12 protein-coding genes are annotated in these 14,565 nt (G+C 66.0%); 4 read left to right on the top strand and 8 right to left on the bottom strand.

What is annotated here, in order from left to right:
• Positions 1–77 precede the first annotated feature (77 nt).
• The gene (locus tag BM198_RS14925; protein WP_074970936.1) at positions 78–371 is read left to right on the top strand and encodes a hypothetical protein; all 294 of its coding nucleotides are present in this window, start codon (positions 78–80) and stop codon (positions 369–371) included.
• A 67-nt stretch (positions 372–438) separates the two neighbouring features.
• On the opposite strand, the gene thrC is transcribed toward BM198_RS14925, so the two are convergent.
• The 4 genes from thrC to xerD form a co-directional block, all read right to left on the bottom strand.
• Positions 439–1,848: a threonine synthase gene (gene thrC, locus BM198_RS14920; protein ID WP_074970934.1), complete on the bottom strand. Its 1,410-nt coding sequence runs from the start codon at positions 1,846–1,848 to the stop codon at positions 439–441.
• Between the two features lie 88 nt (positions 1,849–1,936).
• On the bottom strand, positions 1,937–3,241 hold the full coding sequence (locus BM198_RS14915) for a homoserine dehydrogenase (protein WP_044405888.1): 1,305 nt from the start codon (positions 3,239–3,241) through the stop codon (positions 1,937–1,939).
• Between the two features lie 111 nt (positions 3,242–3,352).
• A complete protein-coding gene (locus BM198_RS14910; RefSeq protein WP_074970932.1) occupies positions 3,353–4,084 on the bottom strand; it encodes a disulfide isomerase DsbC N-terminal domain-containing protein in 732 nt (243 codons plus the stop codon).
• 349 nt (positions 4,085–4,433) lie between these two features.
• On the bottom strand, positions 4,434–5,330 hold the full coding sequence (gene xerD, locus BM198_RS14905; RefSeq protein WP_044405893.1) for a site-specific tyrosine recombinase XerD: 897 nt from the start codon (positions 5,328–5,330) through the stop codon (positions 4,434–4,436).
• Between the two features lie 75 nt (positions 5,331–5,405).
• Here xerD and BM198_RS14900 point away from each other — a divergent pair, with 75 nt between their 5' ends.
• Both BM198_RS14900 and BM198_RS14895 read left to right on the top strand, forming a co-directional pair.
• A complete protein-coding gene (locus tag BM198_RS14900; protein WP_074970930.1) occupies positions 5,406–7,220 on the top strand; it encodes a cation:proton antiporter in 1,815 nt (604 codons plus the stop codon).
• A gap of 98 nt (positions 7,221–7,318) precedes the next feature.
• Entirely contained in the window at positions 7,319–7,996 is a 678-nt protein-coding gene (locus tag BM198_RS14895) for a cyclic di-GMP-binding domain-containing protein, MshE-related (protein WP_044405897.1), read from the top strand.
• Between the two features lie 15 nt (positions 7,997–8,011).
• On the opposite strand, the gene BM198_RS14890 is transcribed toward BM198_RS14895, so the two are convergent.
• Complete coding sequence (locus tag BM198_RS14890; RefSeq protein WP_074970929.1) at positions 8,012–8,434, bottom strand: acyl-CoA thioesterase; 423 nt, start codon at positions 8,432–8,434, stop codon at positions 8,012–8,014.
• 492 nt (positions 8,435–8,926) lie between these two features.
• Here BM198_RS14890 and BM198_RS14885 point away from each other — a divergent pair, with 492 nt between their 5' ends.
• Positions 8,927–12,583, top strand: a complete 3,657-nt coding sequence (locus BM198_RS14885) for a transporter substrate-binding domain-containing protein (protein WP_074970927.1) — start codon at positions 8,927–8,929, stop codon at positions 12,581–12,583.
• Between the two features lie 286 nt (positions 12,584–12,869).
• Here the strand turns inward: BM198_RS14885 and rplS are convergent, their stop codons facing one another.
• From rplS to rimM, 3 genes are read right to left on the bottom strand one after another with little or no spacing between them, the layout of a single operon-like run.
• Positions 12,870–13,220, bottom strand: a complete 351-nt coding sequence (gene rplS, locus BM198_RS14880) for a 50S ribosomal protein L19 (RefSeq protein WP_044405904.1) — start codon at positions 13,218–13,220, stop codon at positions 12,870–12,872.
• Positions 13,221–13,264: 44 nt separating this feature from the next.
• Positions 13,265–14,017 (bottom strand): tRNA (guanosine(37)-N1)-methyltransferase TrmD, encoded by a 753-nt coding sequence (gene trmD, locus BM198_RS14875; protein ID WP_044405907.1) that lies wholly within the window; start codon positions 14,015–14,017, stop codon positions 13,265–13,267.
• A gap of 10 nt (positions 14,018–14,027) precedes the next feature.
• Positions 14,028–14,564 (bottom strand): ribosome maturation factor RimM, encoded by a 537-nt coding sequence (gene rimM, locus BM198_RS14870; RefSeq protein ID WP_074970925.1) that lies wholly within the window; start codon positions 14,562–14,564, stop codon positions 14,028–14,030.
• Position 14,565 lies beyond the last annotated feature (1 nt).

Genomic DNA, 14,565 nt, shown 5'->3' with positions numbered 1-14,565 from the left:
CAAAGGGGTGGGGACTGGCCCATGATCGGTGTCTGCCCCATTGCGTCCGGGGCCTGACGGAGACAGGGAGAAAGGACATGAAATATGAAATCAAGGTCATCAATCAGAGCCAGCAGGGCAGCGACCGTGTGATTTTCCAGAAACCGCCCCAGCTGCCGAACACCCCTCGGCCCATAACCTGGCAGGTGATACGCGACATCAAGGCGCCGGACATGAAGATCGACTTCAAGCTCGACTATGGCGTCTATGTGCCCGGACAGCGCGCCGTCTCCACGCCGGTGGACATGACGAACTGGGGAGCGCTGGAGCTGGAAAGCAGCGCACCTGCAGTGACGGAACAGGACGCGCAGGGGAAAGAGAGCACGGACTGATCCCGGCACCAGAAACTGAAAAGCCCCTGGCGATCGCTCGCCAGGGGCTTTTTCATGGCCGTTCAGCTCAGAGCGGCTTGCCGCGGTTGCCGTGGGCCGCAACGAAGGCCTGGACCTGCTTGAGGTCGTTGGCCAGCACGGTGCAACGCTCTTCGCGCTGGAACAGGTCGGACAGGTGTGCCGGCAGTGCCGGGGCCTGGCCAACGCCGGCCTTCTCCACCGCTTCGGGGAACTTGACCGGGTGCGCGGTGCCCAGGGTGACCATGGGGGTGGACAGGCTGCGGCGGCATTCGCGGGCGGCGCGTACGCCGATGGCGGTGTGCGGGTCCAGCAGCTCGCCGCACTCCTTGTAGACCTCGGCGATGGTCTCGCAGGTCTGCTCGTCGGTCACGGCGAGGGAGTCGAACAGCTTGCGGGCTTCGGTCCAGCGGTCCTGCTCGACGCTGAAGCCGCCACCCTGCTTGAAGGTGTCCATCAACTGGGCGATGGCGGCGCCGTTGCGGCCGTGCAGGTCGAACAGCAGGCGCTCGAAGTTGGACGAGACCATGATGTCCATGGACGGCGACAGGGTCGGGTGCAGGGTTTCCTTGACGTACTGATTGCCGCTCATGAAGCGGTGCAGGATGTCGTTGCGGTTGGTGGCGACGATCAGCTGGCTGATCGGCAGGCCCATGTTGCGCGCCAGGTAACCGGCGAAGATGTCGCCGAAGTTGCCGGTGGGTACCGAGAAGGCCACGGAACGCGCCGGGCCGCCCAACTGCAGGGCGGCGTGGAAGTAGTAGACGATCTGGGCCATGATCCGCGCCCAGTTGATCGAGTTCACGGCCACCAGGCGGGTGCCCTTGAGGAAGCCCTGGTCGGCGAAGCTGGCCTTCACCATTTCCTGGCAGTCGTCGAAGTTGCCTTCGATGGCGATGTTGTGGATGTTCTCGCCGAGGATGGTGGTCATCTGCCGGCGCTGCACCTCGGACACGCGGTTGTGCGGGTGCATGATGAAGATGTCGACGTTGTCGCAGCGGCGGCAGCCTTCGATGGCAGCCGAGCCGGTGTCGCCGGAGGTGGCGCCCATGATCACCACGCGCTCACCGCGCTTGGCCAGGACGTAGTCCAGCAGGCGGCCGAGCAGTTGCAGGGCGAAGTCCTTGAAGGCCAGGGTCGGGCCGTGGAACAGCTCCAGCACCCACTCGTTGCCGTTGAGCTGGCGCAGCGGCGCGACGGCGTTGTGGGCGAAGACGCCGTAGGTTTCCTCGAGGATCTTCTTGAAGTCGGCGTCCGGGATGCTGCCGGTCACGAAGGGGCGCATCACCTGGAAGGCCAGTTCGTGGTAGGGCAGGCCGGCCCAGGAGGCGATTTCCTCCTGGGTGAAGCGCGGCAGGTTTTCCGGGACGTAGAGGCCGCCGTCGCTGGCGAGGCCGGCCAGCAGGACGTCTTCGAAGTTCAGGGCCGGGGCCTGGCCGCGGGTGCTGATATAGCGCATTTCTTCAAACCTTCGGTTCGAGCCGCCGGCAGCGCGGCGCCCGGCGGCGTCTGTGCACCGGGCGGGCCTGCGCGCGGGCGGCTCCGAGTTAATTGAGCTGTTCGACGCGGATGCGGACTACGCTGCCCACCACGTCGTCGAGGGCTTCCAGTGCGGCGATGGCGTCGTTAACGCGCGCTTCGACGACCCGGTGGGTAACCAGAATCATCGGCACCAGGCCATCCTGCTCTTCGACTTCCTTCTGCATGATGGATTCGATGTTGATGCCACGTTCGGACAGGATGGTGGCCACCTGGGCCAGTACGCCCGGGTGGTCCTTGGCCTGGATGCGCAGGTAGTAGGCGCTCTCGCAGGCTTCGATCGGCAGGATCGGGTGATCGGACAGCGCATCCGGCTGGAAGGCCAGGTGCGGTACGTGGTTCTCCGGGTCGGCGGTCAGGGCGCGGACCACGTCCACCACGTCGGCGACCACGGCAGAGGCGGTGGCCTCCATGCCGGCACCGGCACCGTAGTAGAGGGTGCTGCCGGCAGCGTCGCCGTTGACCATCACGGCGTTCATCACGCCGTTGACGTTGGCGATCAGGCGGTCGGCCGGAATCAGGGTCGGGTGCACGCGCAGCTCGATGCCGCTGCTGGTGCGGCGGGCCACGCCCAGGTGCTTGATGCGGTAGCCCAGGGCTTCGGCGTAGTTGACGTCGGCGCTGGTGAGCTTGGAGATGCCCTCGGTGTAGGCCTTGTCGAACTGCAGCGGGATGCCGAAGGCGATGGACGCGAGGATGGTCAGCTTGTGGGCAGCGTCGATGCCTTCAACGTCGAAGGTCGGGTCGGCTTCGGCATAACCCAGGGCCTGGGCTTCCTTGAGGACGTCCTCGAAGGCACGGCCCTTCTCGCGCATCTCGGTGAGGATGAAGTTGCCGGTGCCGTTGATGATGCCGGCCAGCCAGTTGATGCGGTTGGCGGCCAGGCCCTCGCGGATCGCCTTGATCACCGGGATGCCACCGGCGACGGCGGCTTCGAAGGCGACGATGACGCCCTTCTCGCGGGCCTTGGCGAAGATCTCGTTGCCGTGCACGGCGATCAGCGCCTTGTTGGCGGTGACCACGTGCTTGCCGTTCTCGATGGCCTTGAGCACCAGGTCGCGGGCCAGGGTGTAGCCCCCGATCAGCTCGATGACGATGTCGATCTCAGGGTTGTTGGCCACGTCGAAGATGTCGGCGGTGATGGGGGTAGCACCGGTTTCGCACTTCGGGTTGGGGCGACGGGCAGCGATCTGGGCAACCTCGATTCCACGCCCGGCACGGCGGGCAATCTCCTCGGCGTTGCGTTTGAGTACGTTGAAAGTGCCGCCACCGACGGTCCCCAGGCCACAGATGCCTACTTTTACCGGCTTCACGCTGAACTCCCCATTTCACTGCGAAAAACGGCCGGCGAATCGCCGGCCGTATAAAAGAACCGCACTTTACGAAGCGCCCGATTGTTGGTCAATCGAGCTGGCGCCCTCGCCTCACTTGGCGTCGAGCGCGAGCTTGGCCAGTTGCGGGGCGGGCTGGTAGCCCGGAATCAGTTGGCCGTTGCCGAGAACGATGGCAGGGGTGCCATTCACGCCGATCATCTGGCCCAGTTCGAACTGCTTGGCCACCGGGTTATCACACTTGGCGGCGGGCACGTCGAGGCGGGACTTGGCCTGGTTCATGGCGGCCTGCCGGTCCTTGCTGCACCAGACGCTGACCAGGGTGTTGTAGCCGTGGCTGCCGATGCCCTGGCGCGGGAAGGCGACGTAGCGCACCTCGATGCCGCGACGGTTCAGCTCGGGCACTTCGCTGTGCAGTTTCTGGCAGTAGCCGCAATCGGTGTCGGTGAAGACGGTGATGTGGGCCTTGGCCGGCTGGTCCTTGGGCGCGAAGACCACCATTTCACCGGCGGGGATCGCGTTGATTTCCTTGGCGATGGAGCGGCTCTCGGACTGCTCGGTGAGGTTCACCGGCTTGCCGTTCTGCACGTGGTACAGGTAGCCCTGCATCAGGTACTGGCCGTCGGCGCTGGTGTAGAGCATGCGGCCGCCCTTGAGCTGGACCTGGTAGATGCCGTCCAGCGGGCTTTCGCCGATGGATTCGACGGGCAGGCCGAGGTCAAGGCTGGCGAGGGTCTTGCGGATGGCCTGGTCCGGATCGTCGGCAAGGCTGATGGAGCTGACCAGGCCGAGGGCCATGGCCGCGAAAAGGCGGGTCACGCGCATGGTTACTCCTGTGGAGCGGCGACTGTCGGATAGGTGCGAAAGCCTAACACAGAAGGCCTGCCGGGCCGTGCAGAGGAGCCGAACGGTGGCTCGCCGGGGACGGCTGGGCGGTGCTGTGAGGGCTGCGCGGAGGTTGGAGCCGGTGTGGGCAGCCAGGTTCCCTGAAGCAACCCTCGGAGGATGCAGGCGGCGGCCTTGGGGGGTGTAGGCAAAAAGCGGGGCGACGCAGAGCGGAGATAAGCATCGTGCAAGACGTCCCTGTCGGGGCTGCATCGCTCCGTTGAGCCCCGGCCCGGCCATCCATGGCCGGTCGTTCGCCGGGGCGACGCATGCGTCGCCTTTTTCCGGCTCACCCCCTCGGGTGGTGGCGGGCGTGGAGGTCCTTGAGGCGGGCCTGGGCGATGTGGGTGTAGATCTGGGTGGTGGACAGGTCGGCATGGCCGAGCAGCATCTGCACCACCCGCAGGTCGGCACCGTGGTTGAGCAGGTGGGTGGCGAAGGCGTGCCGCAGGGTGTGGGGCGACAGGGGCTTGAGGATGCCCGCCACCTTCGCCTGGTGCTTGATGCGGTGCCAGAAGGTCTGGCGGGTCATCTGCTCGCCGCGCAGGCTGGGGAAGAGTACGTCGCTGGGCTTGCCATCCAGCAAGAAAGGCCGCGCTTCGCGGACGTAGCGCTCGATCCAGGCGATGGCTTCCTCGCCCAGCGGCACCAGGCGTTCCTTGCTGCCCTTGCCGAAGACCTTGACCACGCCCTGGCGCAGGTTCACCTGCTCCAGGGTCAGCCCCACCAGTTCGCTGACCCGCAGGCCGCAGGCATAGAGCACCTCGAGCATGGCGCGGTCGCGCAGGCCGATGGGGTCCTCCAGGTCCGGCGCCTCCAGCAGGGCCTCCACATCGGCTTCGGACAGCGACTTGGGCAGCGGCCGGCCCAGCAGCGGCATCTCCACCTGCAGGGTCGGGTCCTCGGCGATCTCGCCCTCGGCCAGCAGGAAGCGGTAGAAGCCTCGCGCGCCGGACAGGAAGCGCGCCGTGGAGCGGGCCTTGTAACCCTGCTCCAGGCGCCAGGCGAGGTGGTCCAGCAATACGTCGCGCCCGGCCTCCGCCAGGTTGCAGCCGCGCTCGTGCAGCCAGCCATTGAAATGCGCCAGGTCGCTGCGGTAGGCGGAGCGGGTGTGGGGCGAAAGGCCTTTCTCCAGCCAGAGGGCGTCGAGAAAGCGGTCGATCAGGGGGTGGTCGAGTGCAGGCATGGGGAACGCTGGTGGGATGAACGGCGTCTAGTCTTCCACAAGGTTCCTGCCCCTCACCAGCGACAAGGAGTCCTGATGGACGAAACCCGCATCCTTCTGGCCCTCGGCGGCATCGGCCTGGCCGCGCTGTGCAGCCAGTGGCTGGCCTGGCGCCTGCGCCTGCCGGCGATCCTCTTCCTGTTGCTGTCGGGCATCCTCGCCGGGCCAGTGCTCGGCGTGCTGGACCCGGGCGCGCTGTTCGGCCCCCTGCTCTTCCCGCTGACGTCCCTGGCAGTGGCGCTGATTCTCTTCGAGGGCAGCCTGACGCTGCACCTGTCGGAATGGCGCGAGATCGGCTCGGTGGTCCGCCGCATGGTGACCCTGGGGGCACTGGCGACCTGGGTGGTGATCGCCGTGGCTACACACCTGCTGCTGGGCTTTTCGTGGGAACTGGCGGTGCTGTTCGGCTCGCTGACGCTGGTGACCGGGCCGACGGTGATCGTGCCGATGCTGCGGGTGGTGCGCCCCCGGGCCTCGGTGGCGAACATCCTGCGCTGGGAAGGCATCGTCATCGACCCCATCGGCGCCCTGGCGGCGGTGGTGACCTTCAGCTTCATCGTCAGCCGCGACCAGGGCGGCTGGAGCCAGAGCCTGGCGACCTTCGCCGGGGTAATCGGCTGCGGCACGCTGCTCGGTGTGCTGGGCGGCTGGGCGCTCGGCGTGGTGCTGCGCCGCCACTGGCTGCCAGAGTACCTGCACAACCTGGCGGCGTTGGCGGCGGTGCTGGGTGTGTTCATCGCCTCCAACCTGCTGGTGCACGAGTCGGGCCTTTTGGCAGTGACGCTGATGGGGATGTGGCTGGCGAACATGCGTGGGGTCGATGTGAAGCCGATCCTGCACTTCAAGGAAAACCTCAGCGTGCTGCTGATCTCGGGGCTGTTCATCCTGCTGGCGGCGCGGCTCGACCTGAAGGCGCTGCTGGCCCTGGGGCCGGCCACCCTGGCGTTGCTGGCGGTGATCCAGTTCATCGCGCGGCCGCTGAACATCGGCCTGAGCACCCTGGGCTCGACGCTGAGCTGGCGCGAGCGGGCGCTGCTGGCGTGGATCGCTCCCCGAGGCATCGTGGCAGCGGCGGTGTCCGCCATCTTCGCCCTGCGCCTTCAGGAACACGGCGACCCGAATGCCCAGTTGCTGGTGCCGCTGACCTTCCTGGTGATCATTGGCACGGTGGTGCTGCAGAGCGCCACCGCCCGCCCCCTCGCGCGCCTGCTGGGGGTGGCCGAGCCCGCACCGGCAGGCTTCCTGATCATCGGTGCCAACCCGGTGGCACGAGCGCTGGGCAAGGCGCTGAACCAGCTCGGCAGCCGGGTGCTGCTCACCGACTCCAGCTGGGAGAACATCCGCGCGGCGCGCATGGACGGCTTGCCCACCTACTTCGGCAACCCCACCTCCCAGCATGCGGACGCCCACCTGGACCTGGTGGGGCTCGGGCACCTGCTGGCGCTGTCACCCTCCAGCGAGATGAACGCCCTGGCCTGCATGCGCTTTCGCCATGATTTCGCCGAGCCTCGCCGCTTCACCCTGCCCAGCGGGGCGGACAGCCGGCGCAGCGACAAGCACCGCAGCAGCGAGCAGGTTCGCGGCCGTGAGCTGGGCCTGCCGGCACTCACCTATCCACAGTTCGCCAGCCGCCTCGGCCGTGGGGCGGAGATCCGCATCACCACGCTGACGGAGGCCTTCGACTGGGCGGCCTACCAGGCGTTCCACGGGAACCATGCGACCTTGCTGCTGGCCCGTGACACCCGGGGCTGGGTGCACATCGCCGGGCCTTCGCAGGCGCTGGAACCCCAGCCGGGCTGGAGCCTGGTGGCCCTGGTGGATGCCGACACTGTCAGCGACGCGGAGTCATAGACCGATGGCGATGTAAGCCTATCCTTCGTTGGGTGACAGCCTCTTCCCACAAGAGGATGATTCTACCTTGCCACTATCCCTGCCCTGGTCCCGCCCCCATGTCCAACCATCAGAACTCGCGTCTTGGCCAGATCCTGGTCAACAAGGGACTGATCACCACCCAGCAGCTGGATGCTGCCATCAAGGTTCAGCTCACCAGCGACAAACGCCTGGGTGAGGTGCTCATCGAGCAGGGCCTGCTCAGCAAGCGGCAACTGGAGAAGGCGCTCAAGCGCCAGAGCAACCTGCGACTGGCGGCGACGCTGGTGGCGGCGCTGCTGAGCCCGTTCCAGATGATCAGCGCCCAGGCCCAGCAACTGCCCAGCGCAATGAGCCAGGACTACGTGCCGCCCGGCATGCAGCCGCTGAGCGAAGCGGAGATGAGCAGCGTGAGTGCCCAGGGCCTGGACGATGTGCTGCAGGGGCTGTTCGTGCAGGCGGAGGCAGGCGACGGCATCGCCACGGTGCAGAGCCTGGCGCGCCTGGTGATGCCAGTGCTGAACAGCCTGGAGGCGGAAACCTCGATGAAGGGCGTGGTCTACGACACCTCACGGCTGACCTCGACGATGAACGCCGACGGTTCCATCAACGTGCGCCTGCCCAGCTCCATCGGCGAGCTGCGCTTCGACAATATCCGCGTGGCCGGCAGCGGCCCGAACGCCGGGAGCTTCGGCAGCCTGACGCTGCACGACATCGACCTCTCCCAGGCGTCCCTGAAGATCGCCATGCGCCCCTGAAGGCAGCCCGCCGACTCAGTCGGCGGGGATTGCCGCTTCCGGCAGCACCGGCACCGGGCGCTTGTCGTCGTCGATGGCGACGAAGCTGAACGCGCCGCTGATGGCGCGCTCGCGCCCGGCCTCGTACATCCCTTCGACGAACACCTCGACCTCCACCTTGAGGCTGGTGTTGCCCACCTTCACCACACGCCCGATCAGCTCGACGATGGAGCCGGCCGGTATCGGGTGCTTGAAGTCGATGCGGTCGGTGGAAACCGTCACCAGCGGCAGCCGGCAGAAGCGGGTGGCGCAGATGAAGGACACCTCGTCCATCCAGGCCAGCGCGGTGCCGCCGAACAGGGTGTTGTGGTGGTTGGTGGTCGGCGGGAACACCGCCTTGGTCACACGGCTCTCGGACAAGGCGATGCGCCGTTCTATCTCTCGTTCTCTCGGGGTCATGCCACGACTACCTCGGTGAATCCCACTGTGGCGGCCACATCTTGGTGACGGCTGGGCTTGCAAGTGCACCCTGCGGTATACGCCGGGCCTCCACGCGCCTGTCGATCCTCGGCAGGAGCGCTCTCCCCACGGCCAGGCCGCGGGGCGCGAATTATTCCACAGCCACTGCCGCCACGATGGGGTGAGGAGCCAACGGCGGGATACCCCTCCCTGAAGAACGTCCGGTTCCGGCAACTGACAACGGTCCTTCTCGAAATCCGGCCCTGTATCAGCCGGGTCTCTCGCCCCTTGCAGGCACTTGCGCCGGACATGCTCGGAATAACCAGAATTTCCGACTTCAGGTAAGTAACGTCCGATCAAAAAGCGGGAAAAACCTGAAACACGCTCATTCCCCCTCCCCCTGCATAGGCCCGACCGGGGCACTGGGATATTTTCTCTGCGCGGCGCCCAGGGTCTGCAATCCAGACCGCCCGCCACCATTAGGAAACGACCATGTGCCTCCGTCTGCTCAAGCCCCTCGTGCTTCTCGCACTCACCGTGCCCCTGCTGGCGCAAGCCGCTTCCCAGTCGATTCCCCTCGGTGCCCGTCCCCTCGCACTGGAAGAGGACATCACCCTGGAGCCCGAGGAACGGGCCTGGCTCGCCCAGCGCGGTGAGCTGCGGCTGGCCATTGCGGACGACCTGCCCCCCTTCGACATCACGTCCAGCGGCCGCGACTTCGAGGGCATCACCGCCGACGTCGCCGGCCTGCTGTCGCGCCAGTTGCAAGTACCCGTCCGCGTCGAGCGCTACCCCAGTCGGAGCGCAGCCTTGCGTGCAGTGAGCAGTGGCGAGGCCGACCTGCTCAGTGCGTCCAACGACTTCGAAGGCCGCGAACAGGCACTGGCCTTGAGCCTTCCCTATGCCCCCGACCAGCCCAGCCTGGTCGCCCGGCAACAGGACAAGCGCGACTGGCCCCGGGACCTGGACAGCCTGCGCATCGCCATCGTCGGCAACTACCTGCCCCTGGACATGGTGCAGAACCGCTACCCGGACGCCATCCTGACGCTCTACCCCTCCACCAGCGCGGCCCTCAACTCGGTGGTCGACGGCGACAACGACCTGTACCTGGGGGATCTGGTCAGTGCGAACTACCAGATCAACCAGGTCTATGACGACCACCTGCACATCGTCCGCCTGGCAGACCTGAAGGCCAGCGGCATCAGCTTCGCCAGCGCTCGCGGCAACACCCGCCTGCTGGCGCTGGTGAACAAGGTCCTGCAGCGCTTGCCCACGGGCAACCGCACGCCGCTGATCAAGCGCTGGAGCGGCGGCGCCAGCCCGAGCCTGCTGGACCCGGAACTGCCGTTCACCGAAGAGGAGCGCGCCTGGCTGGCGGCGCATCCGGTCATACGTGTCGCCACCTACGGCAACTACGCGCCGGTGTCGTTCTTCGACAATGAGGGCAACTACCACGGCATCACGGCGGACATCCTCGACCAGATCCGCATCCGCACCGGCCTGCGCTTCGAGATCGTCCGCACTCCCCAGCCCGAAGACATGATGAATGCCGTGCTGAACGGCGAAGCCGACATCGTCGGCGCTGACGGCATAGCCCGTATCCGCCAGCGCGACATGGCCTATTCGCGCCCCTACATGCACGTGCCGTTCGCCACCATCACCCTCAACGACGCGAAGTCCCCGTCCCGACTCAGCGAGTTGCACGGCCAGCGCCTGGCGGTGATCCGCGGCTACTTCCTCAACGACTACATCCGCAGCCGCTACCCCGGTGTTCGCCTGGTGGAGACCAGCTCGCTGCTGGACTGCCTGGTGGCAGTCGCCAACGGCGAGGCGGAGGGCGCCGTGATGTCCACCATCGTCGCCGAGTACTACATCCGCCGGATGTTCCCGGAGCAGCTGCGCATCTCCGAACTCATCGACGTGCCCCAGGAAAGCATCGCCTTCGCCATGCGCAAGGAGGACACCCTGCTGCAGTCGATCCTCGACAAGGCAACCGCTGCCATCCCGCCGGATGAGCTGGCGGTGCTGGTCAAGCAACGATGGCGTTCGAACGTCGAGATCAGCGGCACGCGCAGCACCGTGAACCGTGAGCTGATCATGCAGATCCTCTCCATTTCGGGGCTCCTGCTGCTGGTGTCGCTGGGCTGGATCCTCTACCTCAGGCGCCAGATCGGCCGGCGGAAGAAAGCCGAGCAAGCCCTCAACGACCAGTTCCACCTTATGGAGGCACTGGTCAACGGTACGCCGCACCCGATCTACGTTCGCGATCGCGACGGTCACCTGCTGATGTGCAATGACAACTACCTGCAGGCCCTGGCCCTCCGGCGCGAGGACGTGATCGGGCAACCGCCGCCCGCCGCCAAGCTGGGCAGCGAGGGGCAGCGCCAGACGCTGCTGGACGACTACCGCAAGGTGACCGAGTCCGGCGTACCGCTGCGCTGCGACCGGGAGCTGTACAGCCAGGCCGGCCCCCTCAGCATCTATCACTGGATCGAGCCGTACCGGGATTTCCGTGGCGAGATCAAGGGCGTGGTCAGCGGATGGATCGACATCAGCGAGCGCCTGCAACTGGTGGATGACCTGCAGGCCGCCAAGGAGCGGGCCGATGACGCCAACCGGGCCAAGAGCACCTTCCTGGCCACCATGAGCCACGAGATCCGCACGCCGATGAACGCCGTGATCGGCATGCTGGAACTGGCCCTCGAACGGGCCGACCAGGGCCAGTGGGACCGCGCCGCCATCGAGATCGCCCACGGCTCCGCGCGGGACCTCCTGGAGCTCATCGGCAACATCCTCGACATCGCCCGCATCGAGTCGGGGCGTCTCAGCCTGTCTCCGGTGCGCAGCAACCTGCGGGAGCAGGCGGAAGCGGTGATCCGGGTGTTCGACGGCCTGGCCCGGCAGAAGAACCTGCGCCTGACCCTGGAGTTCGACCACCGCGCAGGTGGCGACGTACTGGTCGACCCGGTGCGCTTCCGCCAGATCCTCACCAACCTGGTGGGCAACGCCATCAAGTTCACCGACGCCGGCGGGGTCTCCATCGACATCCAGGCACAACCGCGCCCGGACAAGCGCCTGGGCATCCTGCTCAAGGTCGAGGACAGTGGCCGCGGCATCTCCGACGAGGACCAGGCACAGCTGTTCCAAGCCTTCAGCCAGGGCAGCGTAGGCGCCGACGAGGCACGCCGGGGCACCGGCCTGGGCCTGGTGATCTGTCGCGTGCTTTGCGAAATGATGGGCGGCACCATTCGCCTCGAAAGCGAACTGGGCCGGGGCACCTGCATCTGGGTGGAGCTGGACCTGCTGGAGCTGGACCCGCTCCCCCGCCACGCTCGCCAGGAGGAAGAAGACGCCCCCGTGGCACGGCAGGTGCCGCTGGACGTGCTGGTGGTGGACGACAACCCCGCGAACCGCGAACTGCTCAAGCAGCAGCTGACCTTCCTCGGCCACCGCGTCACCGAGGCGGTGGACGGGCGCGACGGGCTGGACCACTGGAGCAAGGGCCACTTCGACCTGGTGATCAGCGACTGCAACATGCCGGTGATGAACGGCTACGCCCTGGCCCGTGCCGTGCGGGAGGAAGAAGCCCGCCGGGAAAGCGGACGCGTGCACTTCATCGGCTACACCGCCAACGCCCAGAGCGAGGAACACGAGCGCTGCCGCAAGGCGGGCATGGACGCCTGCCTGTTCAAACCCATCAGCCTGCGTCAACTGGCCCGGCAGCTGGCCACCCTGCAGCCTTCACAGGCGCTGGAGCCCCTTGAGATGCCAGAACTACCGGCACTGCCGGCGACGCACCCAGAGGGCCTCTTCGGCATGAAGGAATTCCTGCAACTGGCCGGCAGCGACCCGGCACTGCGCCAGCGCCTGCTGGACACCCTGCTGACTGCCAATCGCGAGGACCTCGATCAGCTGCATCGCAGCCTGGATGAGAAAGTCTGGGAGGAAGTCGCCGCAGCTGCCCACAAGATCAAGGGCGCCGCGCGGATCGTCCATGCACAGCCCCTGGTCAGCTGTTGCGAGGCCCTGGAAGAAGCCTGGGAAGCTCGGCAGCCCGAGGACGTGATGGAGCAGCTCGCCCACGACGTCACCCGGGAAGTCGAACGCCTGGAACAGGCACTGCTGGAATTCTGCGCCGAGCCGATATGAGCCCCGCCCCAACGGCGTGCCGATGGCCGCCTCGGGGATGGCTCCCTACCAACCCGGCCCGCCGGCGTGACGAGCGCCGGCGGTCAACCGCCTACAACCATGCAAACAACGCCAGATGACGATAAGGCTCATTCGCTACGACAAGAGCCAACCCCCGACTCCCACTGCCGCTTCCTCAAAAGCTCGAACACCCTGCCCACCCAAGTGCCTGCATATCGCTTTCTGCAAGGCAACAAAAAGCCCGCCGCGGTTTCCCGGGGCGGGCTTTTTGTTGTGGAAGCGGGTCTTAGACCAGCTTCTCCTTGATGCGAGCAGCCTTGCCGGACAGGTCGCGGAGGTAGTACAGCTTGGCCTTGCGCACGTCGCCGCGGCGCTTGACGGTCAGGCTGTCCACCAGGGGGGAGTAGGTCTGGAAGGTACGCTCGACGCCAACGCCGTTGGAGATCTTGCGTACGGTGAAGGCGCTGTTCAGGCCGCGGTTACGCTTGCCGATGACCACACCTTCGAAGGCCTGCAGACGGGAACGCTCGCCTTCCTTCACCTTCACTTGCACGATCACGGTGTCGCCAGGGGCGAACGCCGGGATCTCTTTGTTCATTTGTTCAGCTTCGATCTGCTGAATGATCTTGTTGGTCATCGCTGTGCTCCTAAGACAGGCCTTTCGGGCGTGCCATCGATACGTTAACTATCGTCCCGCTGGCGGATGTACTCCTCCAGCAGCTTTTTCTCTTCTCCAGAAAGCGAGCGGCAATCCAGAAGATCGGCCCGACGTTCCCAGGTGCGCCCAAGCGCCTGCTGCAAACGCCATCGCCGGATGTGTTCGTGGTTGCCGCTGAGCAGCACTTCAGGAACACGCTTATCCGCGTACACCTCAGGTCGGGTGTAGTGAGGACAATCGAGCAGGCCGTCCGTGAACGAGTCCTCCTCGGCGGAGTCCGCGTGGCCCAGCGCGCCGGGCAGCAATCGCGTTACCGCGTCGATCAGCACCATGGCCGGCAGCTCACCGCCGGACAGGACGTAATCGCCAATCGACCATTCCTCGTCGACATGCGTCTCGATGAAACGCTCGTCAATGCCTTCGTAGCGACCGGCGATGAGGATGAGGGCTTCCTCCTGCGCCAGTTCGCGCACGGCCGCCTGCTTCAGCTGGCGCCCCTGCGGCGAAAGGTAGATCACCTTCGCCCGATCTCCCGCTGCGGCCTTGGCGGCTGCCAGTGCCCGTTCCAGCGGTTCGATCTTCATCACCATCCCGGGACCACCACCGAAAGGCCGATCATCCACCGTCTGGTGGCGATCCTCGGTGAAGCTCCGTGGGTTCCAGCAATTGAGCTTCAGGAGCCCCTGCTTGACCGCGCGGCTGGTGATGCCGTACTCGCTGATGGCGGCGAACATCTCCGGGAAGATGCTGATGACTTCGACCTGCATGCTTTTCATGTCATGCGGCTCAGAAGTCGGCGTCCCAGTCCACCCTCATTTCACCCGCATCCAGATCGATCGCTTGCACGCATTGCTCCGTGTAGGGCAACAGGCGTTCGCGGTCATCCAGGCTGCCGGTGCAGGGCTTGACCACCATCACATCGTTGGCGCCGGTCTCCAGCAGATGATCGACCTTGCCGAGCAGCTGCCCGTCCTGGTTGATCACGGAGAGACCTTCCAACTGGTGCCAGTAGAACTCGTCTTCCTCAAGTTCAGGCAGCTCGCTTTCGGGAACACGGATTTCAAAACCCGCGTAGGTCCTGGCGACATCGCGGTCGTCCAGCCCTTTCAGCTTCACTACCAGGAACTTGCCTTGGACACGTCCGCTGGCAACTTCGACTTGCTTGACCTCGCCGTCACGCGTGAGCGTCCAGCGGGGGTAATCGAGCACGTTATCCAGTGGGTCCGTGAAGGAATACACCTTCACCTCGCCACGTACGCCGTGCACCGAGAAAATCTTGCCGAGAACGACCAGTTCATCGGCGGCGGCCGGCGTCGCGCTCATG

Source organism: Metapseudomonas otitidis (genome assembly GCF_900111835.1).
Lineage (GTDB): Bacteria > Pseudomonadota > Gammaproteobacteria > Pseudomonadales > Pseudomonadaceae > Metapseudomonas > Metapseudomonas otitidis.
The sequence above is the reverse complement of the archived record's forward strand: the minus strand, read 5'-3'. Positions and strand labels throughout refer to the sequence as shown.